16 protein-coding genes are annotated in these 24,366 nt (G+C 45.4%); 8 read left to right on the forward strand and 8 right to left on the reverse strand.

All coding sequences use genetic code 11. The features are described 5' to 3' along the window. Nucleotides 1-250 precede the first annotated feature (250 nt). Both K4039_RS11440 and K4039_RS11445 read right to left on the reverse strand, forming a co-directional pair. On the reverse strand, nucleotides 251-781 hold the full coding sequence (locus K4039_RS11440; RefSeq protein ID WP_265235304.1) for a hypothetical protein: 531 nt from the start codon (nucleotides 779-781) through the stop codon (nucleotides 251-253). 141 nt (nucleotides 782-922) lie between these two features. Further along, complete coding sequence (locus K4039_RS11445) at nucleotides 923-1,960, reverse strand: NADP(H)-dependent aldo-keto reductase (protein WP_265235305.1); 1,038 nt, start codon at nucleotides 1,958-1,960, stop codon at nucleotides 923-925. 243 nt (nucleotides 1,961-2,203) lie between these two features. Between K4039_RS11445 and K4039_RS11450 the strand changes: the two genes are divergently transcribed. From K4039_RS11450 to K4039_RS11470, 5 genes are all read left to right on the forward strand, one after another. Continuing rightward, nucleotides 2,204-3,328 (forward strand): DegT/DnrJ/EryC1/StrS aminotransferase family protein, encoded by a 1,125-nt coding sequence (locus tag K4039_RS11450; RefSeq protein ID WP_265235306.1) that lies wholly within the window; start codon nucleotides 2,204-2,206, stop codon nucleotides 3,326-3,328. 305 nt (nucleotides 3,329-3,633) lie between these two features. After that, a complete protein-coding gene (crtB, locus tag K4039_RS11455) occupies nucleotides 3,634-4,512 on the forward strand; it encodes a cyanoexosortase B (RefSeq protein ID WP_265235307.1) in 879 nt (292 codons plus the stop codon). Continuing rightward, on the forward strand, nucleotides 4,509-5,219 hold the full coding sequence (locus tag K4039_RS11460) for a cyanoexosortase B system-associated protein (protein WP_265235308.1): 711 nt from the start codon (nucleotides 4,509-4,511) through the stop codon (nucleotides 5,217-5,219). Before crtB ends, K4039_RS11460 begins: the two co-directional genes overlap by 4 nt. A 198-nt stretch (nucleotides 5,220-5,417) precedes the next feature. Then, nucleotides 5,418-6,992: a polysaccharide biosynthesis/export family protein gene (locus K4039_RS11465; protein ID WP_265235309.1), complete on the forward strand. Its 1,575-nt coding sequence runs from the start codon at nucleotides 5,418-5,420 to the stop codon at nucleotides 6,990-6,992. A 455-nt stretch (nucleotides 6,993-7,447) separates the two neighbouring features. Beyond that, on the forward strand, nucleotides 7,448-9,751 hold the full coding sequence (locus tag K4039_RS11470) for a polysaccharide biosynthesis tyrosine autokinase (RefSeq protein WP_265235310.1): 2,304 nt from the start codon (nucleotides 7,448-7,450) through the stop codon (nucleotides 9,749-9,751). Between the two features lie 509 nt (nucleotides 9,752-10,260). Here K4039_RS11470 and K4039_RS11475 read toward each other — a convergent pair. Beyond that, complete coding sequence (locus K4039_RS11475) at nucleotides 10,261-13,383, reverse strand: Calx-beta domain-containing protein (RefSeq protein WP_265235311.1); 3,123 nt, start codon at nucleotides 13,381-13,383, stop codon at nucleotides 10,261-10,263. A gap of 1,144 nt (nucleotides 13,384-14,527) precedes the next feature. Next, a complete protein-coding gene (locus K4039_RS11480; protein WP_265235312.1) occupies nucleotides 14,528-14,875 on the reverse strand; it encodes a hypothetical protein in 348 nt (115 codons plus the stop codon). Between the two features lie 540 nt (nucleotides 14,876-15,415). On the opposite strand from K4039_RS11480, the gene lpdA reads away from it, so the two are divergent. From lpdA to K4039_RS11495, 3 genes are all read left to right on the forward strand, one after another. Next, a complete protein-coding gene (gene lpdA, locus K4039_RS11485; RefSeq protein ID WP_265235313.1) occupies nucleotides 15,416-16,855 on the forward strand; it encodes a dihydrolipoyl dehydrogenase in 1,440 nt (479 codons plus the stop codon). A 379-nt stretch (nucleotides 16,856-17,234) separates the two neighbouring features. Further along, entirely contained in the window at nucleotides 17,235-17,726 is a 492-nt protein-coding gene (locus K4039_RS11490) for a DUF4365 domain-containing protein (protein WP_265235314.1), read from the forward strand. Beyond that, nucleotides 17,723-18,283 (forward strand): hypothetical protein, encoded by a 561-nt coding sequence (locus K4039_RS11495; RefSeq protein WP_265235315.1) that lies wholly within the window; start codon nucleotides 17,723-17,725, stop codon nucleotides 18,281-18,283. The genes K4039_RS11490 and K4039_RS11495 overlap by 4 nt, the downstream gene beginning before the upstream one ends. 43 nt (nucleotides 18,284-18,326) lie before the next feature. Here the strand turns inward: K4039_RS11495 and K4039_RS11500 are convergent, their stop codons facing one another. The 4 genes from K4039_RS11500 to K4039_RS11515 form a co-directional block, all read right to left on the reverse strand. After that, a complete protein-coding gene (locus K4039_RS11500; RefSeq protein WP_265235316.1) occupies nucleotides 18,327-19,673 on the reverse strand; it encodes a DUF2254 domain-containing protein in 1,347 nt (448 codons plus the stop codon). Beyond that, nucleotides 19,670-20,704, reverse strand: a complete 1,035-nt coding sequence (locus K4039_RS11505; protein WP_321161595.1) for a mechanosensitive ion channel family protein — start codon at nucleotides 20,702-20,704, stop codon at nucleotides 19,670-19,672. The genes K4039_RS11500 and K4039_RS11505 overlap by 4 nt, the downstream gene beginning before the upstream one ends. Nucleotides 20,705-20,930: 226 nt before the next feature. After that, complete coding sequence (locus K4039_RS11510) at nucleotides 20,931-21,272, reverse strand: helix-turn-helix transcriptional regulator (protein WP_265235317.1); 342 nt, start codon at nucleotides 21,270-21,272, stop codon at nucleotides 20,931-20,933. 292 nt (nucleotides 21,273-21,564) lie between these two features. After that, nucleotides 21,565-23,913 (reverse strand): leucine-rich repeat domain-containing protein, encoded by a 2,349-nt coding sequence (locus K4039_RS11515; RefSeq protein ID WP_265235318.1) that lies wholly within the window; start codon nucleotides 23,911-23,913, stop codon nucleotides 21,565-21,567. Nucleotides 23,914-24,366: the final 453 nt, after the last annotated feature.

Genomic DNA, 24,366 nt, shown 5'->3' on the forward strand with positions numbered 1-24,366 from the left:
GCAGCAGTTCGTTCAGTTGTCAATACTGGGAAGCTTCCCAAGCTGAGTTTTCCAACTCTTCGTCAGAAATATCAGGGATAAGTACGAGCACTTCTCCGATACCGACAGGAAAACCATTGAGTTTGCTCAAGCCATCGATTACGGTAGCTAGGAGGGATAACTCTATCTGGTGCAGATTTTTTGCTTTTTCGATCAGTTGGTAGTCCGCGTTAATCTGCGTGCATCTGCGGTTTCAATACTCCATCATCGCCTACTGCCCGATCGCTACAGCATCGATATTTCCAGCAGAAAAAGCCGGACGAATAAACTCATCCTTCTCCTCGGCTGTGATGAAACCCTTATCTACCGCTAGCTGCATCACTTCAGTCAGAAACCCTCTGAGGGTATCTAATACTTGAGCGCGATCGCACTCAAACTGCTTTTCCCAGCATGAATATCCAAACTTTCTCAATGTGCAGCTAATCTGATTGTCGATGGGTACTAACGTAATAGCGAAGGAACTTTCAGGAAAAGTTATTACTATTTTTTGACCTTGTGATAGCTTAAAAATTTCCTTAGGAAAGTAATTGTCAATCATCATACAAATATCTGGGTCTAAAAATACCTGTCTTTTCTCATCACCTATTTCAATTAAAACTTTATGGTTGTATTCAAAACAGAAACGCCACCATCCCATTTCAAAATGAGAAAGTTCTCCTAATGGATCTTCTGGAGCAATTCCCCAATCTTCTTCTAAGAAAAGTTCTGTTAATCTAATATCGAATTTTTGACTACTATTCATGGCGACTACTCCTATTTAATTAGGACAAAATTGAACAATCTACAGGATAACCATAAACCACAAACACGATCTTAAAAAAGTAGTAAGTTGGGCGAAGTAAAACCTAGGGTTAGTTTCCTCAACCCAACCTACAAATTAGGATTAAGGTGTGGGATTCGGATACTTAGCGTGCACAGAATTAATTTCTGCTACAATCTCTTTATCCAGCGTCACATCCAAACTGCTGAGATTTTCCTCAAGTTGCGCGATCGATGTGGCACCGATAATTGTGCTAGTCACAAACCAGCGCGATCGCACATAGGCCAAAGCCATCTGCGCCGGACTCAAACCGTGTTTTTGAGCAATCTCAATATATCCTTTCACCGCATCATTCAGATTAGTTTTATCGTAACGCTGACCGAATCCAGCAAACAAAGCCAGTCGCGAATTTTCCGGTATTCCATTCAAGTATTTACCAGTTAATAGCCCGAAAGCCAAAGGACTGTAAGCCATCAATCCCACATTTTTAAAACGGCAAGTTTCTGCCAAATTCATGTGAAAAGTCCGATTGCTCAAACTAAAAGCATTCTGAATCGAAACAACTTTCGGCAAACCGTGTTTTTCCGCCAATTCGCAAAACTCGCAAACTCCCCAAGGCGTTTCGTTACTCAAACCCAAATAGCGGATTTTGCCAGCTTTAATCAAGTCAGCAAATACCTCTAATTGTTCTAAAATTGGTACAGTTTCGTGTTCTTGAGTAATATCGTAGTCCGGCGCGCCAAATAGCGGCACGTAGCGATCGGGCCAGTGGATCTGATACAGGTCGATGTAGTCAGTTTGCAGGCGCTTCAGGCTGTCATTCAGGGCTTTTTCGACATTTGGGCGATCGATCTGATTTTTACCTTCCCGAATCCACTTTAATCGAGTGCTTCTCCCCGCCACTTTCGTCGCTATAATAACCTTATCCCGCTGCTGTTTCACCAGCCATTCCCCGATATATTCCTCGGTTTTTCCCTGACTTTCCGGTTTTCCCGGCACCGGATACATTTCTGCCGTATCGATAAAGTTGATTCCTCGGGAAATTGCCAAATCGAGCTGTTGCGCTGCTTCTGTAACGGTGTTCTGCTGGCCGTAAGTCATCGTACCCAAACAGATTTCAGATACTGATAAATCGCTTTCGCCTAGTTTTTTGTATTCCATAATTTTGCCCATCAAAAAAATCTCTGATTCTATATTATCAAAAAAATGATTTGATTTACAAGACAGCAAAAAAGTGCGATCAACCTCCTCTCCTAATTCCTCTGCGCTCTCTGTGTTCTCTGCGGTTAAAAAAAACATTTTCATAATTATAAGCGAATTTGACGATCAGAAAAATGTGTTAATTGCAAATCATACATCGGGCAAATTTAATGTTAATATAAATAATTGCTAGTCAGATTATTTATGAGTTTATACCCACAAAAAGTTCCTTTTGTCAACCTCTCCCTGCAACACCAACCAATTCAATCCCAAATAACAGAAACACTTGGGAAAATTATTGAGCGAGGAGACTTTATTTTAGGTCAAGCACTGGCAGAATTTGAAACAGCATTTGCCGCAGCTTCTGGAGTACAATACGGTGTAGGAGTGGCTTGCGGAACTGATGCGATCGCCCTGGGACTCCAAGCTTGCGGCATTAATCCGGGCGACGAGATTATTATCCCCGCCAACACGTTTATCGCCACCATCATCGCGGTCATTCAAGCCAAAGCAATACCTATCCTGGTAGATTGTGACCCGGAAACCGCCCTGATTGACCTCACAGCAGCCGAAACAGCGATTACCTCAAAAACTAAAGCAATTATCCCCGTACATCTCTACGGTCAAATGGTATCGCCCAGTCAGCTTTTAGATTTTGCCAACCGCCACAACTTAATAATTTTTGAAGATGCCGCCCAAGCGCACTTAGCCGAAAGAGAAGGATACCGCGCCGGTGCCATTGGGAAAGCTGCCGCCTTCAGCTTTTATCCCAGCAAAAACCTCGGCTGCTTTGGCGATGGTGGGATGTTAATTACTAATGATGCAAAAATCGCAGAAGAAATGCGAACTCTCCGTAATTATGGAGCACGAATAAAATATTTGCACACTAAAATTGGCACTAATAGTCGCCTTGATAATTTGCAAGCCGCCGTGCTCAACGTGAAGTTGCCTTACTTGGAAAAATGGAATCGCGATCGCAACTTAGCCGCCCAACATTACAATACTTTATTAGAGCCGCTGAAACACAAAGGCATTGTACCGATCGCCAATCACAGCGGTTCAGGTCACATTTATCACATCTATGCGATCCAAATTACTGAGAAAAGCCCCATCGACCGCAATACCCTCCAGCAAAAACTCGCCCAAGAAGGCATTGAAACAGGCATCCACTATCCCGTACCCTGCCACCTGCAACCAGCCTACCAAAACTTAGGCAATCCGGGCGACTTCCCCCACGCAGAAACTCTCTGCCAACAGATTTTATCATTGCCAATTTATCCCGGATTGAGTAATACTCAGATTGAGCAGGTTGTAGGGGCGATCGTTTGACAGTTGACAGTTGACAGTTGACAGTTGACAGAAGGAAGAGTTGACAGAAGGAAGAGTTGACAGAAGGAAGACGCAAGACTCAAGACGGAAGAAGACATACACAGTAAACTGTTTAGCGATCGGTATTTTACCTTTAATTAGGTGGATTTACTTAATTGTTTATAAAAGTTATGCTGAGGGTGTTGCAAGCCATAGGGTGGAGATCTCAAAGCGTTGGAGTTGGGAATTAACAAACTTTAACTCACAGTTCACAATCCCTTTCGCGTTGTGAACCCTCGCGCGACAATCTCAAAACTTCTCAAACCATGCACATCCAGCGCAGAATTCGCATTGTTCTCAAGCGATACCTCCTGGGGGAAGGTATCACGGTACTCCTAGTGCTACTGTACGCCCCCCTGCTAGTACACTGGTACGACGGCTGGCTTAACAAAAACATCAGCATCGAACACGAATACTTCAGCCACGGACTAATTGGTTTGCCCTACGCGGCTTATATTGCTTGGATGAACCGAAATTGCTGGCTGCGCTTGCCCAACTCGCCGCATCCTTTGGGAAGCTTTTTCCTGGTACTAGCGACGCTTTTTTATCTGAGTCGCTTAAGCGATTTGGTGAATTTTTCCCTGCCACTAATGCTAGCCAGCATTTGCTTATCTTTAAAAGGAATTCCCGGATTAAAATTGCAAGCAATGCCACTTTTATTCGTATGTTTTGCCTCCCCAAATCACATTCCTTACCTCATAGAACCCTACGCATTGCCGTTGCAGCACTTCATTGCTGAAGCATCAGGCTGGATATTAATTAACGTTGGTCTCAACGTCAGAGTCGAAGAAATTTATCTGTATGTAAACGATCGCATTGTCGAAGTTGCGCCCCACTGTGCAGGCTTGAAAATGCTGTTTACCAGTCTTTACGTCAGCTTAATTCTACTGGATTGGACGGGTGTTTGGAGCTCCCACAAAAAAAGCATTTTGTTTTTAGTGGCTACATCTATCATTAGCATAACTTCCAACATTCTGCGCAACACTTTGCTGACTTATTTTCACGGAACCGAAAGAGAGAGACTTTTTACTTGGCTGCACGCCGGATGGGGCGGAGACTTGTATTCTGCTTGTATACTAGGCTTATTGGTACTTCTCATCAACGGGATGGAAAAGTATTTCCCCAGCCAGTCTGCCAATTCATGAAACAAATAATTTCAGCACGGAAACTACTGCGGCGGTACCAATTATCTAAAATTGTGGTACTGGTGTTTTTGCTGGTACTGGTTGGAGTAGTAGCAATTCCCGGCTACGCGACGGGAAGGTGGCCTTGGACAAACCCGCCGACAGTTGCAAACCTCAAGCAATTGAAAAGTTTGCGCCAAAACGGGATGAGACTTCCCGGCTGGCAGGTGATTAGCGTCCAGAATAACGTCCAAATTGGCGGTCACAGATGGTTAGTTGAAGAAATCAAAAATCATCAAACAATTGCCATTTTATTGCTGATGCCTCAAAACGACCCCAAAAACCAGCCACAAGTAGAATGGCTAGATATCGATGGATTTCACCGGTGGCAAACAGATTCTCATCGCACTTTGAGGTTTACAGTTAAATTAGCGCCAACATCCGACAAGCCATCGCCTACCGTCGAGGCCCGGTTTTTCCGAAGCTGGACTTCCCAACAAACTTTTGCTGTCGTGCAGTGGTACGCTTGGCCTAATGGGGGTTCTCCAGCAACCAGCCGCTGGTTTTGGGAAGACAGCATTGCTAGACTGTCGAACCGCCGCGCCTCTTGGGTTGCTGTCAGTATCATCGTTCCGATTCAACCGCAGGACGATATTAAGATAGTTGAACCGCTGCTGGAATCTCTGAGTCAAAGTGTTCAAGCTCAATTAATGGCAGAAACTTTCTGAGTTTAATCAAGAGGGCGATTGAAATCGCTTCTATACAAACAAAGACCGCCTCCGCGGGCTAGAAGAATCAAGAGGTAATACCAATTATAAAAAATATTGCTACAGATAAATTAGAGAATCTCATCTTTAGGGAAACGGCATTGCCGTGTCCGGCTGGAGAGTAGAAAAAATATAAAATTTAAGTGCAGGCTTGCGGACATGAAATTTAAAAATCAGCGAATTATTCAAAATATAACCCTTTTTTATACCCTCAAAATGCGGGAAAAATTCACAATCAAAAATCGCGTTGCTTTTTCCTTGGCTGGTCTGCACTCAACTGCTTGGACTTTATCTTTTGCTGCTGTATTCTGGGGCTTTAACGGCAAAGTTTTTTCCGAAAAGGCTTTAGCCCAATCTGTTGTTCCTAGTTCTGAACAGTTCTTACCACCACCACCACTGCGCGTACCGCCACCGCCAGCCAACTTCAACAGACAAATTAACCCAGCTTTTCGGAATCGGCCTTACCGCTTGGGCCCTGGAGACCAGATTTCTGTTCAAGTTCAGCGCTTCCCAGAGCTAAATTTTACAGGTGCTATCAGCCCTGAAGGGGTAATTGTACTGCCATTAATCGGCACAGTAAATGTGCGCGGCCTTACCGTCGAAGAAGCACAGCAGCGACTCCGAGAGCGATTCACCCAATTTATCAAAAATCCTCAAGTCTCGACTGCTTTGCTGGTTCAGCGCCCGGTAGTGGTGACGGTGACGGGGGAAGTGGCGAGACCTGGTTTTTATCCGCTGCAAACTCCGCAGCTTCCGGCGGCTTTGGCTGCGGCGGCTGGGACGACTCCGACGGCCGAACTGCGGGCGGTGCGGGTGCGGCGGACTTTGCCTGGTGGCGCTGTGGCGGAGCAAGTTGTTGATATTTTGACGCCGCTGCAAACTGGTATTGCTCCGCCGGATTTGCGTTTGGAAGATGGAGATGCGATCGTCGTACCGTATAAACAGATTACAGCCGATCGCAAATCCGATCAAGATTTAGCATCCAGGTACAGCCTAGCCGCTGCGGCTGTCCCCGTCCAAGTTACGATCACTGGAGAAGTCGGCAAACCTGGTTTTTACACGCTTCCGGTGGGTTCTGGTCGAATTTCCGCTGCTGTGACGATTGCAGGCGGAGTCACGGGAAAAGCCGATTTGCGGGCGGTGCGAGTGCGGCGGACGCTGGTAGACGGCTCTTCGGTGGAGCAACCCCTCGACCTCTACACTCCCTTAGCAAAGGCTAACGATTTGTTCGATTTTCCTTTGGCATCGGGAGATGTGATTGTGATCCCGGAATTGGACGCTAGTATCAAAAACCTAGACTACGACAAAGCTCTGGTGGCGCGGTCTACGCTGATTAAGCCCAGGATCTACGTTCGAGTTTTGAGTTACGCTAGTGGTAGTTTGACTTCGTTCTACCTAGAAAATGGCAGCAAGTTTTTGGATGCTATCAACAACTTACCTGTAAATCTAGCTGACTTGCGGAAAATGGCCCTGATTCGGTTCGACCAAAAGCAAGGTAGAGCAATCAACCGCAAGATAGATGCGAAAGCTGCTTTGGAGGGAAATGTTTCTCAGAACCCGATGCTGGAAGATAATGATGTGATTGTGATTGGTAGAAATCTGGTAGAGCGCGTTGGTTATGCAATCAATACTGTTACTCGACCATTCCGCGATACTTTGGGATTTATTCTGTTCTTCGAGCAATTAAGAAATGGGGTGACAAATTTGTTTGGGCCATCCAATAATAATAGGTAGTCATTGGCCAAACAGGTCATTGGCCAAACAGGTCATTGGCCAAACAGGTCATTGGCCAAACAGGTCATTGGGCGAAGCGAAGCGGAGGGATTGGGCGAAGCGAAGCGGAGGGATTGGGCATTGGGCATTGGGCATTAGGCATTGGTCATTGGTCATTAGTCATTGGTCATTAGTCATTAGTCATTAGTAAAGAGGGCGGGTTTTGTATTCGTAAAGTCGCTTCTATCAAAGATTTTTAGCTAAACCCGAACCTACCAGATACTATGTTTTTGGCTCCGACATACTTAGTTATGATTTATCGTTAGAGGGCGGGTTTTGTATTCGTAAAGTCACTTCTATCAAAGATTTTTAGCTAAACCCGAACCTACCAGATACTATGTTTTTGGCTCCGACATACTTAGTTATAATTTATCGTTGGCAATTCTTCAATCTAAAATCTAAAATCTAAAATAGTCATGACTTTATCAGTTGTTAAACGTTATTTAATTGCTTTTGACCAATATAAGTGGGTGGGACTGGCCACTCTCGCGGTGAGTGTGGGCGTGTCGGGAGTAGTGGCTGGGCAGCCAACTCCGGCGCCGGTTTACGTTGCTGTAGGTACGCTGACCTACCTCAGACCGAGCGTGATTTTTTCATCGACTACTACTAAAATTCAACAGGAAGGACAAGAAATAACTAAAGATATGCTGCTGGATACAGAGAAGGTGCTTAAACCAGTAGCAGAAAAACTCATCAAAGCAGAAAAAAAATTAAACAAAGAAGAAGCGGCAATAGTAAATAAAGAAGAAGCGGAAAAAAAATTACAACTTTTGACTAAAAAGCTGGCAGACAACGTGCAGATCAAGATGCCGACTAAGAATAATGACCCCAGCGCTTTGATTCAAGTATTGTACAAAAATGCCGATCGCAAAAAAGCAGAAGCGGTAGTAAAGGCGCTGATGAAGGAAATGGAGGCTTACAGCAAAAATTCTAATACTTCTAGACTGCGAACAACGATCGACCAAATTAAACAGCGTTTGCCGAAAGTAACTCAGGAACTCAGGGAGGTGGAAGCAAAACTTGAAGCCTACGAAAAACAAGAAGGAACTTCAATTTTAGCAGTTCAGAGCGGTACTTTGCCGCAAGCGATTATCGGCACCGAACAGCAGCAGCGACAACTCCGCGTGCAGTTGGGAGCAATAGAAGCTCAAATTAAAAGCTTGCAGGAGCGCTTGGGATTGAATGTGGAGCAAGCTTACGTGGCTCAAGCACTGTCGGCAGATCCAATTATTGCGCAACTGCGAGTGCAACTGTTTTCGATCGAATCTCAGCTCAAAATTCTGCGCAGCGACTTGCAGGAGGAACACCCGAAAATTGTGGAATTGCTCAAACAAAAACTAGCTTTTGAGCAGCAGTTGCAGCAGCGACAGTCGGAGGTGCTAGGGGGTAACGGGGTGGCGGCTCCGCTCAGAAGTGCCGATCGAATTCGGATAGACTCTTCTTTAGACCCGGCCAGACAGCAGTTAGCTCAAAGTTTGATTGCTTTGCAAACGCAGCAGGATACGGTGCAACAGCAACTCAAAGGAGTCGAGAAAACTGAACAGCTATTACGCCAGGAATACGCGACAATCCCCAACAAGCAGTTAGAACAAGGGCGGTTAGCCCAGCAAGTGGCGCTGAAAAAAGCTCTCTACGATAAGATGCAGTCGGCTTTGGTAGATGCTGAGGCAGCGATAGCTGAGACAACGGGGAGTTTGATCGTCTCCCAAGAGCCCAAAGCTGATGATGTTGACTCAAGCCAGAGAAGTAGGCCGGTGATGCTGGCGGTGGGGGGATTTGTAGGATTGCTGCTGGGCGGCGGGTTGATATTTTTGTTGGGGATGCTCAACGGCAAGTTTTACAGTTGGGAAGAAGTGCGGGCGGCTTTGGTGGAGAAAGAGGTGCCGATACTGGCTGTTTTGCCTGAAGTAATTGTGTTTGATTCCTATGGGGAGGAGATGCCTCTGGCTTTGGAGCCGAATTCACCTTATTTGGATTTTTACGAGCGGTTGCGGACTAATTTGCGCCGAATTGGCGAAAAACCTGTGAAGGTGGTGTTGCTGACTTCGGCGGCCGGTTTGGAGGGGAAAAGTTTTAGTGCTTACAATTTAGCAATTGCGTCGGCTCGATCGGGTAAACGGACGTTGTTAATTGAAGCAGATTTGCGATCGGCTTCTAACGTAGAATCTTTGAGAATCGCTCAAGATCCTCTAGCGGCGGTGGAACCTTTACACTATTACGGCAATATCAGCGAGTGTGTCCATTTGGTTCCAGAGGTAGAAAATCTATACGTGGTGCCGAGTCCGGGCTTTTTGCGGCAGGCTTCGGCGGTACTGGAATCGAGCGAAATGCGGAGGTTGTTTGAGGATGTTCGCAACCGCTTTGATTTTGTGGTGGTGGATTCTCCGGCGTTGAGCGAGTGCAATGACGCACTGACGCTGGAACCGTACACGGACGGTATAATTTTGGTGGCGCGGGCTGGTTATACTTTGGCGAGTATGTTGTCTGAGGCTGCGGATCAGTTGCTGGAATCTGATGATGAGGATTCGCACAAATCGGGGCCGCGGCTATTGGGGGCGATTATTAATGGTGCTGATATTGCGGTGAAGTACCGCAACGATGTTGATGAGTTGGACTTGCCTTTGAGTGCTGTGGGCGATGGGGCGATCGAAGTGCGATCGAGACAATTACCGCACCAGTCTAAGCCCAAAAATAAAGCTATTAATAGTAAATTAAACTAATAGATTTGCATGGCATCCATTCGGTTTAAATTTTTGAAGAGCATCTGCGTTTCTCTGTGTTTATCTACCTTACATCTGCGGTCGATATATCAATCAAATATTTAAGCAATTCAAATCTAAATTACACCGCTTGATGCTTGTAAAGCAGTCCTCAATAAAATTTAAATCGGGTTTGCCAAATAAAATTCAAAGGCATACCCAACAAAGGTTTTTTTTCGCAGCATCCTGATAATGGGATTTAGTCTAAAATCCAAATATAGCAACCGCCACATCGGTGAGGACATAAATAACTTCATGAATAGAGCCGATACCCGTCAAGCATCAATGATTTGATTCCCGTCATGCAACTGTCAACTGTCCACTGTCAACTGTCAACTGCTATATCATTATCAAGCCAGGATGAGGCAGCATTTAAATCTGTCTGCCTCTCCCACTTGACATTGGTGACAATGCCAGAAAGTTGTCACCAATGATTAAAACCCACTAACGCAAATTGCTAGTCAAAAGACCTAGTTAGCAAATTGGTTGTTCAAGGCGACAAAACCAGGAATAAGCTTCGGGTCTGTGAGTGAATTTAACCAGCTAGCGGCGACACCGAAGTTGGGGACTGAGTTGGAATTAATCCCGACGTTAGAGGCTCCGATTCCGCCACCCATCAGTAGCTCGTCGGCGATAGATTTGTTCACCAAAGCTGCTGTTCCCTGCGCCGGAGCCCCAAAGCTGGAATTCTTTCGCAGACCACCGTCGAGTAGATCGTCCTTTGTCAAAGTGAGACTACTTGCCGTTTTCAGCAGCGGAGCTATAGGTGCCGGGGGGGCTGGGTCATTGTCTATGATGCTCAAAACGGTGCTGCTTTGCGCTCCAATTGTCGCATTGCCTGTCGTCGGGCCAACCAAAGTTAAACCGAGAGTTTCGTCACCCTCAAATAAAGTGTCATCGAAAATGGGAATGGTGATGGTTTTGGGTACTAAATCCCCAGCACCAAAATTGACAGCGATTAAACCATTGGTGTAATCAGAGCCTGCTGTAGCAGTAAGATCGGACAAGTTCACGAAAGTTGAGACTGCACCGACAGCACTACCAGTACGAGTGACTGTCACGGCTTGAACAGGCGTTCCATTTTCGTTGACACTGAAGAACGGGGCGCTGAATTGCAGGGTGCTGTCATTGTCTATGATCGTCGTAACGGCCGTACCTTGGGTTCCAATCGTGGCATTGCCGGTCGGGTTAACCAAACTTAAATTGACAGTTTCGTTACCCTCCACCAAAGTGTCATCGATAATGGGAATATTAACTATCTTGGGTGCAGAATCCCCAGCGGCAAAATTGACAGGGATGGCAGTATTGTCGTAGTCAGCAGGGGCTGTAGCACTTCCATTACTGAGGTTCACGCTAGCTGAAACTGCACCGGTACTACTGCCAGTGCGAGTGACTGTCACGGCTGCAACGGCCGTTCCATTTTCTCTGATCCTGAAGGTAGGAGCACTAAATTGCAGGGTGCTGTCATTGTCTATGATGTCGAAAGTGGCCGTACTTTGGGTTCCAATCGAGGCGTTGCCTGTCGGGCTGCCCAAAGTTAAGTTAGCAGTTTCGTTACCCTCCACCAAAGTGTCGTTGACGATCGGAATATTGACAGTCTTGGGTGCAGAATCGCCAGGGGCAAAACTAACAACGATCGGATTACCGTTGTAATCAAGGCCGCCTGTAGCAGTACCATCGGCCAAGCTGACGGTGGCTGAGACTGTACCAGAGGTTACACCAGTGCGAGTGACTGTCACGGCTGCGATCGGCGTTCCATCTTCGTTGAGACTAAAGGTAGGGGAACTAAATTGCAGGGTGCTGTCATTGTCTACGATGGTCGTAACGGCGGTACTTTGGGTTCCAATCGTGGCATTACCTGTCGGGTTAATCAAACTTAAATTGACAGTTTCGTTACCCTCGAACAAAGTATCGTTGACGATCGGAATATTGACCGTTTTGGGTGCAGAATCGCCAGCGGCAAAATTGACAACGATCGGACTATTGCCGTAATCATCAGGCGCAACAGCAGTACCATCGGCCAAGCTCACCGTCGCTGAGACAGCAGCGGCACTACTGCCAGTACGAGTGACTGTTACGGCTGCGATCGGCGTTCCATTTTCGTTGATCCTGAAGGTAGGAGCACTAAATTGCAGGGTGCTGGTCGGGAGAGTGTCATTGTCCACTATGCTCAAACTGGCAGTACCTTGCGTCCCAATCGTAGCGCCTGTCGGATTGGTCAAGCTTAAGTTGACGGTTTCGTTACCTTCCACCAAAGTGTCATCGACAATGGGAACGACGATCGTCTTGGGCGCAGAATCCCCAGCAGCAAAATTGACAGGGATGGCAGTATTGGCGTAATCAGCAGGGGCTGTAGCAGTACCATTGGTGAGGTTCACCGTAGCTGAGGCGGCAGCCGTGCTGCTACCTGTGCGAGTGACTGTCACGGCTGCAACCGGCGTTCCATCTTCGTTGACGCTGAAGGTGGGGGCGCTAAATTGCAGGGTGCCGACAGGGAGAGTGTCATTGTCTACGATGTTCAAACTGGCAGTACCTTGCGTTCCCAAGCTGACACGGCTGGTGCCGGTGGGATTGGTCAAGCTTAAGTTGACGGTTTCGTTACCTTCCACCAAAGTGTCATCGACAATGGGAATGACGATCGTCTTGGGTGCAGAATCCCCAGCAGCAAAATTGACAGGGATCGCAGTATTGTTGTAGTCACCAGGGGCAACAGCAGTACCATTGGTGAGGTTCACCGTAGCTGAGGCGGTGCCGGCGCTGCTACCTGTGCGAGTGACTGTCACGGCTGCAACCGGAGTCCCATCTTCGTTGACGCTGAAGGTTGGGGCACTAAACTGAAGGCTAACCGGATCTTGAGTTCCTTGATATTGAATATCCCGCAGCAGGTAGTCCGAACTATCGTCTTTGAAGGAGGTGGCGGTGTACGCAGCGGTGGGGCTATCGTAGGCTTTGCCTGAGAACCGCAGTTCGTCAAAACTAATGTTGCTGAGAGGGTTTGCTTCTATCTTGAATTTGAAATTGCCATCGGTGCGATCGCCCGTGAAAGTCACTCCATCTGAACCCACAGTAATGGGTTTTGCCGCTCCCGGAGCGTTGAAGCGAGTAATCGTAAAATTGCTGGCCGGTACGAGAGTCCCATTATTAAAGATTTGCAGCAAACCAACTTCATTACCTTGATCGCCGACTCCGGGGTTAGTTTTGGGACTCAATGCGCTGAGGTCGATCGTCGCGCTACTAATATCTTGGTCTTCTGCCCATTTCAGCTTCAGTACCTGAGATTGATTGGTATTGGGGTCATAATTGATTTCCGCCCGAATTTTAGTAGGATCGGTGAACCAACCACTATAAGAGGATGGCACACCAATACCAGGGGTGCTGCCGTAACTCAACCAGCTTTTAGGGTTTTCATTCGTTGGTAAGGTGAGGTTGGCGATCGTAGCAGAACTAAGATAATCTGTTTCCGCGCCATCAAAAGCTACCCCAGACAGTTTAATACCTTGATTCTGGGCAGCAGTAGGCCATTGTGTAATTAGGTCATTGACGTTGGTGAAATTAGTGGTTTGACCCAAAGAACCATTGAAAGAAGTAGGCATAGCTTTTCTTTTGCTAGTAATTAAGGATTGGAAGTGACTTAAATTTCAGCGTTGGGCTATAGTTCTCTGTCACGGTAAGAAACATTTCATGGTCAATAACTTCGATCCGGAAAAAAATCTGATATTTTTTTTTATTCCTGGACGTACTCCGACAAAAAAACCGCGTTTTTTACCTTATTTGCCGATAACAACGGGTATTTTCGTAAAAACTCGGTTTCTGGCGATCAATACGTAAGTTTTAATTTTTTTATTCCTGTAAAAAGCGGTTTTCCACATCCGTAGAGGAGAGCTTAAATAATTGTCGCAATCCGTAAATTTACTGATAAGAATCATCAAAATATGTGAAGCAATACGGTGCAGATACAGACGGCGGTTGAAACCAGGTTTACACAAACGATGTCCGCCGGAGGGGACTGAATAAAATAACGTAATTTTAACTGCCCGGTTTTCAACCCGGACTCCTCGGCTGCAAGCTTGTACAGACGAGGTTTCAACCGCTTTTGTGTTATTAGCCCAAGCGTATTGATATGTGAAGGTGCAGTTGCACGCTAGCAGGGCTATTTTTCTTGCACCCTAAAGCTTTGAGGCGTTGCAGAGTAGAGGGATGAATTAAGCAGGTAAAGTAAGATCCCACAATTTGAGATAGTTAAGTAACAATCGAATAGAATGCTTTTACATTTCCTCAGATTTGGAATAATCTCGTTTCCGGTCGATTGACAACAATAAGATTAGTTCGTAGTGCGGACTTCAGTCCGCAACATGAAAGCGGACTAAAGTCCGCACTACGAACCGTTTTTGTGATTGTAATCTACGGGACATGATATTAGTGATAAAAATGCTTTGAAAAAAATTCACTATCTGTGTCTATTTTTATCACCAGTTAGATAGTTGAATGTGTTGTAGGACATTTGATCGCTAATAATAGCTGTCAGCTACTAATTCACTATCTCAAATAATAAATTATGTCGGTTGAGCCGCATTCACCGCACTCGATCGCCTATCCAAACAATTCACAGACAAAGACTAACCACAGTATAACCGCTGGCCCGATCGCACTTGAACGGCAAAATCCAACCGGGGCGATCGCCCGCCAGCATATATCATCCGTCATTTGCCGGACACGATCAATTAAAAATGTGTCGAACTATTGATTAGATTCCGGGCGTTTCTGGCGCTTATTCTGGATAAACTGTTCTAAATCTGCGATCGCATCTTCAAAATCCGACAAATTAATCTTCGTAGATTTAGCCTTCTGCGGCGGACTCGAAGGCTGACTCGCAGACTTAGCTTGAGGCTGCGGAGACTGAGGCTGTGCCACATCAGGGTTGGAAGCTTCTATATAATCAAACAATTCATCCAGGGACTGAAAAAAAGATTGAGCCGAGGCCCGGCGTGAATCTTTCAAATCATCGTCTTCCATCATAAGCCACTCCATAGACTTCAAAACTTGCCGAGAAACTCTGTCCGCCCGCGCGTGCAGATATTTAGACATCAAAACCCCAATCAGCTAAAACCCTTGAGAAATTTTGCCTTGATCCGAGGCCAGATCCCCCTAAATCCCCCTTAAGAAGGGGGACTTTGACCGCCTCTTGTTCCCCCCTTCTTAAGGGGGAGTAGGGGGGATCAGGCTTAAGAAGGGCTTAACAAGGGGAACTTTGAGCACTTCCGGTTCCCCCCTTCTTAAGGGGGGCTAGGGGGGATCAGGGACTATAGCATCAAACAGTAAACCCGCACTGCATTTGACGTGGTTGTTGACATCAATCGGCATTGTCAGCCCTCAAAGTCTATCTAACTTTACCCGCCCAGTCAGTGATTTGAAACTTGGGGCGCACCGAGATCGAAATCGTTGACGCTAAAAAAATCTCAGTTACTGTCTAATTAACCCTAGTCTAGTCGAGAATAAGGACACAGGACTTATGCAACGATTACCGCTGTTCTAAGGTTGCGATCGCAACCTACAAGCTTAAAATCACGGACAGACGGTGTTTTTTGCTTGAGTCCTAAGATTTCAAAGGCATTAGGAGATTTTAAGGTGACTCAGGGATTTGATTACGATTTAGCAATTATCGGCGCTGGCGTGGGCGGACACGGCGCGGCCATACACGCGGTTAGCTGCGGGCTGAAAGTGGCAATTATCGAAGCGGGCGATATGGGCGGAACTTGCGTCAATCGCGGCTGCATTCCCTCTAAGGCGCTGTTGGCCGCTTCCGGGCGGGTGCGGGATTTGCGAAATGCCCATCACCTCAAGATGCTGGGTATTCAGTTGGGAAGCGTGGATTTCGATCGCGGGGCGATCGCAAATCACGCTAACACTATTGTTAGCAAACTTCGCGGCGACTTAACCAACAGCCTCAAACGTTTAAACGTGGATGTGATCCAAGGTTGGGGAAAAATTGCCGCTGCTCAAAAAATTACCGTCGAAACAGATAAAGGCGAGAAAACTATTACCGCCAAGGATATTATTCTCGCTCCCGGTTCCATTCCCTTCGTCCCTCCGGGGATAGAAATTGACGGCAAAACTGTATTTACCAGCGACGATGCTGTCAGATTGGAATCGCTACCAAAGTGGATCGCAATTATTGGCAGCGGTTATATCGGTTTAGAGTTTTCGGATATTTACACAGCATTAGGCTGCGAAATTACGATGATTGAAGCTCTAGATCAATTGATGCCGACTTTTGACCCGGATATTGCTAAATTAGCAGAACGAGTGTTAATTGCACCCCGCGATATTGAAACAAAAGTGGGTTTGTTGGCTAAGAAGATTATTCCCGGTTCCCCCGTAATTATTGAATTAGCTGATTTCAAAACCAAGGAAGTTGTCGAAACTTTGGAAGTTGATGCTTGTTTGGTGGCGACTGGCCGAGTTCCGGTAAGCAAAAATTTGGGGTTAGAAACTGTTGGCGTAGAAACGATGCGCGGTTATATCCCAGTTAACGATAAGATGCAGGTTTTGGTAGCGGGAGAACCTGTGCAGAATTTGTGGGCGATCGGCGATGTTAATGGCAAAATGATGTTAGCCCACGCTGCATCTGCCCAGGGAATTGCAGCAGTCGAAAACATTTGTGGCCGCACTCGCGAAGTTGACTATTTGAGCATTCCGGCGGCGGCTTTTACTCACCCGGAAATTAGCTATGTGGGAATGAATGAACCTGCGGCGAAGGAGTTAGGAAAAGCCGAAGGGTTTGAGGTCGCTTCTGTCAAGAGTTATTTTAAGGGAAATTCTAAGGCTATTGCGGAGGGTGAAACCGACGGTATGGCGAAGGTGATTTACCGGAAAGATACTGGGGAATTGTTGGGAGTTCACATTTTTGGTTTGCACGCTTCGGATTTGATTCAGGAGGCGGCAAATGCGATCGCCCAGCGCGATTCTGTGAACTCTTTAGCATTCCGAGTTCACACTCACCCGACGCTTTCGGAAGTGCTAGATGAGGCTTTCAAACGGGCGGCTGGGGCGGCGGGCGGTCATTAATTTGGGCGGGGGCTTCCGAAGGCTGTCAACTCAAGTTTTAACCGTTGAGCGATCGCGTTTGTAGTCGAGTCTCGATCCCCCTAAATCCCCCTTAAGAAGGGCGACTTTGAATGTTTTGTCCCTCCCCGTCTTCGTAGGGCAACCCCCCGTGGTTGCCCGAATTCGGGGGGATGGAGGGGTTTATTGGAGCGACAGGAGGCTGATAGTTTGATGTGTTTGTTGGGAGCATCTCATTTTTGCAAAAACCATTTTTTTACAGTGCGAGCGTCCCCGCTCGCGAGCTGTATAATACTCGCTAGCGATCGCGATCGCCCCCGCTCGCGAGCTGTATAATACTCGCTAGCGATCGCGATCGCCCCTTTTTGATAATTGTGTTTAAATGGAACTAAATCAGCGAAAAGAACAATTTAGTAAAGCTTACGTCCGCGCTGTGGCAGCAGTCGCTGGCTGTTCGGTAGATCAACCAGAAAATGATTATGATAGTGTTGACCTCTGTATCAAGGCTGTCGATCGCGATCCAGTACAGCCACACCGTCTCGAATTGCAGTTAAAATGTACGTCAAGAGATGTACTCAATGCCCAATGTGTTCGATATCCGCTCAATGTCAAAAATTATAACGACTTGAGAGTAACTGCCTTTATTCCCCGCCTGTTAGTTGTGGTGTTAGTACCGGAAAATATCGGGGAATGGATACAACAGTCAGAACAGGAAATGTTGCTCAGGCATTGTGCCTACTGGTTATCTTTGCGGGGAATGCCGGAAACTCAAAATACCAGTCGCGTGACTGTTGAGTTGCCCCGCAACAATCAGTTTACAGCAGAGGCTCTACAGTCCATTATGCAGCGCATTAGCCAAGGAGATATCCCATGAAAGTAACTGTACGGGATTTTGAAGTTTTTAAGAATTTAGATGTCAATGTAATCATAGCATATTTACAAAAACATGGCTGGCAAGAACACAGCCGAATTTATGACAATAAAGGGGCGATTTGGGTCAAGAAAAATGAGGCGGGAGAGTTGTTTGATATCGGATTGCCTCTGACGCGGGATTTTGCGGATTATCCAGCTAGGATGGGAGATGCTGTCAAAAAGCTGGAACTGACAGAAAAGCGTTCTCAATTAGAGATTTTAAGCGATTTAATTACTTGTTTAGAAAATACTGAAATTCAAGGATTTATTGTCAAAGTCGATCGCCAAGCAGGGGAGAAAATTGGTAAGGTGGCGATGATGGGATTTGTGGTTGGTAAGTTGCAGAAAATCTATCTCGAATTGCAAGAAAATGATTTGATTTTGGCACTGAAAGCTTATCAGGAAAGAATTCCGGTAATATGCGACGGCGATTTTGTCAAGGAGGGAAAATATTTTGCTGGGAAAAATCTGCGAAATTTTGCTTTGATGGCAGAGGAAGAAGCGAAAGTGGTAATTTGAAGGGCTTGCCCTAATTACAAATTACCAAATCTTTCCTCCTAACTCATTCCTGCTTAATAGCTTTTAATGCTGCTAAATATCGCTCTTGAATATCTTTGCGATCTAATTCATCAAAATTGGCCTGCTGGCTGGCGCGATCGGTCAAATCTGCGTGTCGCTTGAGTGCTTTTCGGTGTGTGGTTCGATCGGTGAAACGCGCCACAACTGCGATCGCCTCTAGCAAGCGCATGGTGACAGCTACATTCGATTTTCCATTCTGTCGAATTTGGTTAAAGGCTGCATCCATCACATCTGCAAAGGCGATGGGTTCAGCAATCATCCTAAGCTGGTTGCTGTCGTCGTAGCGGTAGGGAGAGGGAATCTCTCTTTGGGTTAAACGACAAAGAGCTGCACTCAGTTGGTCAATACAGCGGATAGCCGTAAACGGATCGTTGATTCCTGGGGAAAGAGCGCGTACTGCAATTTCAACGAGTTGGTCGATCGAAAACTCCACATCCTGCATTTCTGTACGCTGTGAGCCAATCAGAAAGGCATCGTTAATCTTGGATACAAGTTGCTCGTTTACCTCTTTTCCTGGAAAGACTTGTGCGAGCTCAATTCCTTCGACAATAAAGCGACCGGGGCGTTGGAGAATTTGTAGCAACAGGTTATGCTCGATCGCAATTTGCATTAGTTCGTAATTATTAATGGCTTGAATGTAACCGCCATTGATTGCTTTAATTGGACGGGAATCTTGATCAAAATTAGCTGGAATGTCAGCGGCAATATCCGATTGGTTGTCTTGCTGTTTGTTTTTGGATTTGCTGGTACCAATATTTTTTGGAAACAGTCGATCGATCGCGCGATCGAGTTCGTCACCAACTAATTTAATCACATGATCTACCTGAATCGATGAGGCAGAATGATGAATGAAGTAAATTAATACGCCAATGCTGGCGATCGCCAAACCGATGCCGCAAGTTACCGCCAAGTGGGGGACAAACTCATTTTTTTCTGACCCATTGATGGTTCGCAGCACCATCAAGCTATACACAAATGTAGAAATGAAAGTTCCCAGGACAATTTGGTTTCCCCTGTCTTGCATGAAGTTACGCAGCAAGCGAGGGCCAAACTGGGAAGATGCAAGCTGAAGGGCAACGATCGTAATTGAAAAAGCAGTGGTTGCAACGCTCATCATTGAACTGGCGATCGCAGAAAGAATGGCGCGCGATCCGCTAGGGCCGAGAGTATAGGCCCAACCCAATTCTCCAATCAGGTTGGTTTTTTGATTTTGGTCAATCCCGATGGTGAGAAACGAAAGTGCGATCGCCAAAAAAACCATGACGGTTGGCACAAACCAGAAACTCGAATTTAAGGAATCCCAAAAGTTGCTGAATTTCGTATTTTTCACCGATCGTTCCCCTCAGTATATTTATTGTTTGAAATTACTTTGCCATCCTCAGATTTAGTGCGTTGAGAGTCGGTTCCTGCCAGTTGTCTGAGGGCGTAGCTGATACTGCGCGATTTGGGAACTTCAGCTTGTCCGGCGGGCCAGCCTTCTCGCTGACGTTTGCGATCGCCATCTGTGTCTTCTGTCTGATCGTGGAACAAAATCTGCTGAGTTGGGAAGGGCAGATCGATCCCATTTGCTACTAGCTTGTTTTTAATGTTAGTTAATACGCGGTCTTGAAAATCTAAGAGTTCGGAACGGCGAGGTGGCTGCACCCACCAGCGGGCCCGAATGTTAACACTGCTACCGGCTAATTCTACGACGATCGCATCGGGAGCCGGATCTTTTAGCACTCCATCGACTTCATGAATTGCCTCTAAAATTAATTTTTTGGCAGTATCAATATCATCGCCATAGCCAATGCCAATGTCATACTGCAAACGGCGATTTTCAAAGGCTGTGTTCACGATTACAGAGTTAGTAAATAGTTCCGAGTTCGGAATTACAATCCGCCTACCATCATAGGTTTTTATTATCGTCGCCCGCGTTTGAATATTTTCTACAGTTCCCTCAAAGTCTTTGAATACAATTTGATCGTCAATGTGGAAAGGTTCAGTCAGCAGGATCAAAACACCCGCCAGAAAATTTTGCAGGATATCGCGAAACGCAAACCCGATCGCCACACCACTAATTCCCAATAGCTGAATGAGATCGCTGGCTTTGATGGAGGGAATGACCACCGACAGAGCAATAAACAATCCTGTAAGAACGGTTGCTCCTTGTGCTAGTCGTCCCAGCACTAATCCTAAATTGCGAGCTTGACGGTGAGCGCTGGTTAGTTTTCTGACTGCCCGTTTCAGGGTTCTGCCAATAAAAAAGAAAATTGCGAAAACAATCAGTGCCAGTACAATATTTGGTAATAAAATCAGGAAATCATTGGCCATTGCCTGGATTTTACTCCAAACATCGGTGATTTTTTCTGTTGTATTCACAATAGTTTTAGCCAATAGGTCAAGTCAGATTCTATACCTAAGCGATGGAATCTGCCTCTACCAAAGGTTAGGAATTTGCGGAAGTGGAGCGCCCTGAATGCTTGCTATCTTGGTTGGGGCGCTGGTAGATGGGCGGCGGTTAAGGTTTAAGTTAAAGTGCGATTCCCGACGGGATAGCTACCCTAGGGGAACGCGAAAGCGAACGCTGGTGCGTACTTTTAGTAATTCAGTTAACATGAGATATTTGTGAGGAACCACTGTTAAGAATCACCTCAGCAATGTCTTGGCGTGTAGCACCGAAGGTAAGCAAGGTGCGAATCAGGAGATCGAGGGAAGCGGAAGGATCGCCAGCTTCTATTTTAGCAACTCTTGACTGGCTAGACTTAATTTTTTGAGCAAGTTCGTGCTGCGTCATTTGTTGGTTAATCCGGTTTTGTTTGATGGCTTTACTCAGTGCAAGTTTCATTTCTATGAAGGCTGTTTCTTCTGCTGAAAGTCCAAGAAATTCTTCTGCTGTTCCGATAGTCCATCCTGCTGCTTGTAGGCGTTGACTTTTAGCTGTGTCCATAAAAATACCTGAGCTTAATTTTCCCTTAATGACTTGTTTTGACACCAGGAAAGTGTAAAACTCCCTCAATAAACTTTCCGTAATAGCGATAATCTTCGCCAGATTTTAACACCTTAGATTTGAGATAATATCTTTTTTTTTCGGATTTTTTTGGTGAATGGGGCTGGTTTTCTGACCTGCCTATTTAGCCCCACAGATATTGGCAAATCCGCCCCTATAAGTCGAATAAATTAATCATAATTGACACTTTACTAAGCACCCAATTGTACCACAAAACCCCGTCAATTAAAACTTATTCATCTACAGAATCCTGGGAATTATCGCTGGGATTCAAGACATTGCCTAACATATTACCAATTAACGGTAATCCACCGATCGCCATTTTCATCAATTCTAAGAAAGTTTCATCTTGTACCCGATTATCCTGCTTTAGTTGTAATCCACCAATGATCGGAACAAATAAAACTCCACCAATTACTACAATACAGAAAACCGGGAAAGATAATTGATTGCCTAAAAAGCCTATTCCCGCTACCACAACCACAAAGACAAATAGATAAAATGAGCCATTCGCCCATGCACTTTTGACTTTAATCGGTTGGTTTGGTTTTTCTGCCCTAGCCACACCTTCTGTATTTATTTCAACTTTGGGATTGGGTAAGGGTGAATCAAGATTTTTGATTTTTCTGGCGACGGTGGTTTTTTCCGCGCCTCCTTCGCCAATAATGATTAATTTGGCTTCGTAGAGGGTGTCTTCTCCTCCTTGCTTTTGACGGAAATATTCGCGGATCGCGTTAATACCTTGTTCTGCAATTTTAAGTGGGGGCTCTTCGAGGGGGTTGTTTCTTAAATAAAGTTTTGATAAATTGGTGAGACTGGTGATAGATTTTGGTACGCTCGTCAGTTGGTTGTCACTTAAATTAAGTGTGGATAAATTGGTGAGACTGGTGATAGATTCTGGTACGCTCGTCAGTTGGTTGTTACCTAAATTAAGTGTGGATAAATTGGTGAGACTGGTGATAGATTCTGGTACCCTCGTCAGTTCGTTGCCCATTAAATTAAGTTGAGATAAATTGGTGAGACTGGTGATAGATTCTGGTACCCTCGTCAGTTGGTTGTCACTTAAACTAAGTGTGGATAAATTGGTGAGACTGCCGATAGATTCTGGTAGGCTCGTCAGTTTATTTTCACTTAAATAAAGTGTGGATAAATTGGTGAGACTGCCGATAGATTCTGGTAGGCTCGTCAGTTGGTTGTCACTTAAATAAAGTATGGATAAATTGGTGAGACTGGTGATAGATTCTGGTAGGCTCGTCAGTTTGTTTTTACTTAAATCAAGATAGGATAAATTGGTGAGACTGGCGATAGATTCTGGTACGCTCGTCAGTTGGTTTTTACCTAAATAAAGTTTGGATAAATTGGTGAGACTGGTGATAGATTCTGGTACGCTCGTCAGTTGGTTGCTAATTAAATGAAGTACGGATAAATTGGTGAGACGGGTGATAGATTCTGGTACGCTCGTCAGTTTGTTAAAATTTAAATGAAGTACGGATAAATTGGTGAGACGGGTGATAGATTCTGGTACGCTCGTCAGTTGGTTGCCACTTAAGTCAAGTACGGATAAATTGGTGAGACGGGTGATAGATTCTGGTACGCTCGTCAGTTGGTTGCCACTTAAATTAAGTTTGGATAAATTGGTGAGACGGGTGATAGATTCTGGTACGCTCGTCAGTTGGTTGAGATTTAAATTAAGTTCGGATAAATTGGTGAGACGGGTGATAGATTCTGGTACGCTCGTCAGTTGGTTTCCCCATAAATTAAGTTGGGATAAATTGGTGAGACGGGTGATAGATTCTGGTACGCTCCTCAGTTCGTTGCAACTTAAATTAAGTTCGGATAAATTGGTGAGACGGGTGATAGATTCTGGTACGCTCGTCAGTTGGTTGCCAATTAAATTAAGTTGGGATAAATTGGTGAGACGGGTGATAGATTCTGGTAGGCTCGTCAGTTGGTTCCTCCATAAATTAAGTGTGGATAAATTGGTGAGACGGGTGATAGATTCTGGTACGCTCGTCAGTTGGTTGCCACCTAAATCAAGTACGGATAAATTGGTGAGACGGGTGATAGATTCTGGTACGCTCCTCAGTTCATTGCTCTCTAAATCAAGTGTGGATAAATTGGTGAGACGGGTGATAGATTCTGGTACGCTCGTCAGTTGGTTTTTACTTAAATCAAGTACGGATAAATTGGTGAGACGGGTGATAGATTCTGGTACGCTCGTCAGTTTGTTGTAACTTAAATTAAGTTGGGATAAATTGGTGAGACGGGTGATAGATTCTGGTACGCTCGTTAGTTTGTTGTAACTTAAATCAAGTTTGGATAAATTGGTGAGACGGGTGATAGATTCTGGTAGGATCGTCAGTTGGTTGCTCTCTAAATAAAGTATGGATAAATTGGTGAGACGGCTGATAGATTCTGGTAGGATCGTCAGTTGGTTGATATTTAAAATCAACTTTTTCAACCATTCTAACTCAAACACCTCGGTCGGAATTTCTGTTAATGAATTACCGCTCAAATCTAATTCAGTGAGGCGTTGTTCCTTGACTTGTTGAATTTTTTGGCAAATTGCGTCAGAAGTCATTTTTTAGTCACCCATCACCCGTTAGTATATATTTTGAGATAGCGTTAAATAGCTAATCTGGCTAGATTCCCAATTCAAGCAAATTAGCCACCAATTATTGTGTCCTTTGACGTTCCGGCTTTGCTGCTTGTGTGCTCCACAGTAGCAAATTAGCTAACTTAAAGTAGATTCCAGGTTGATTGAGTATACATCAGAAAATCAGAGGGCGGACAGGGGGACACCGCTGCAACACCAACCCGTTTTTTTGTAATTCATTTACCAGGACACCGCTGTATTCCACCCGCGCCAGAGCTTTTGCTGAGTTTAACATATATGTTGCAGCTTGCCAGGGCTATTTCATTCTGGTTGAGTAGCTGATATGATAATAAAGTATTGTAGTCATTCACATGATATGTCATGTCTCAAATTGCCATTGTCGAAGCCTTCGCAGACCTACCCGATACCCGTCGAAGA

The organism is Lyngbya sp. CCAP 1446/10, assembly GCF_026130175.1.
In the GTDB taxonomy this organism is placed as follows: domain Bacteria; phylum Cyanobacteriota; class Cyanobacteriia; order Cyanobacteriales; family Microcoleaceae; genus Microcoleus.

Bases quoted from the DNA above. Each gene is read 5' to 3' on its own strand.
- K4039_RS11445 (WP_265235305.1), bottom strand. From the start codon at position 1,960: ATGGAATACAAAAAACTAGGCGAAAGCGATTTATCAGTATCTGAAATC.
- crtB (WP_265235307.1), top strand. From the start codon at position 3,634: ATGCACATCCAGCGCAGAATTCGCATTGTTCTCAAGCGATACCTCCTG.
- K4039_RS11475 (WP_265235311.1), bottom strand. From the start codon at position 13,383: ATGCCTACTTCTTTCAATGGTTCTTTGGGTCAAACCACTAATTTCACC.
- K4039_RS11460 (WP_265235308.1), top strand. From the start codon at position 4,509: ATGAAACAAATAATTTCAGCACGGAAACTACTGCGGCGGTACCAATTA.
- K4039_RS11465 (WP_265235309.1), top strand. From the start codon at position 5,418: ATGAAATTTAAAAATCAGCGAATTATTCAAAATATAACCCTTTTTTAT.
- K4039_RS11450 (WP_265235306.1), top strand. From the start codon at position 2,204: ATGAGTTTATACCCACAAAAAGTTCCTTTTGTCAACCTCTCCCTGCAA.
- K4039_RS11515 (WP_265235318.1), bottom strand. From the start codon at position 23,913: ATGACTTCTGACGCAATTTGCCAAAAAATTCAACAAGTCAAGGAACAA.
- K4039_RS11440 (WP_265235304.1), bottom strand. From the start codon at position 781: ATGAATAGTAGTCAAAAATTCGATATTAGATTAACAGAACTTTTCTTA.
- K4039_RS11495 (WP_265235315.1), top strand. From the start codon at position 17,723: ATGAAAGTAACTGTACGGGATTTTGAAGTTTTTAAGAATTTAGATGTC.
- K4039_RS11510 (WP_265235317.1), bottom strand. From the start codon at position 21,272: ATGGACACAGCTAAAAGTCAACGCCTACAAGCAGCAGGATGGACTATC.
- K4039_RS11490 (WP_265235314.1), top strand. From the start codon at position 17,235: ATGGAACTAAATCAGCGAAAAGAACAATTTAGTAAAGCTTACGTCCGC.
- K4039_RS11480 (WP_265235312.1), bottom strand. From the start codon at position 14,875: ATGTCTAAATATCTGCACGCGCGGGCGGACAGAGTTTCTCGGCAAGTT.
- K4039_RS11470 (WP_265235310.1), top strand. From the start codon at position 7,448: ATGACTTTATCAGTTGTTAAACGTTATTTAATTGCTTTTGACCAATAT.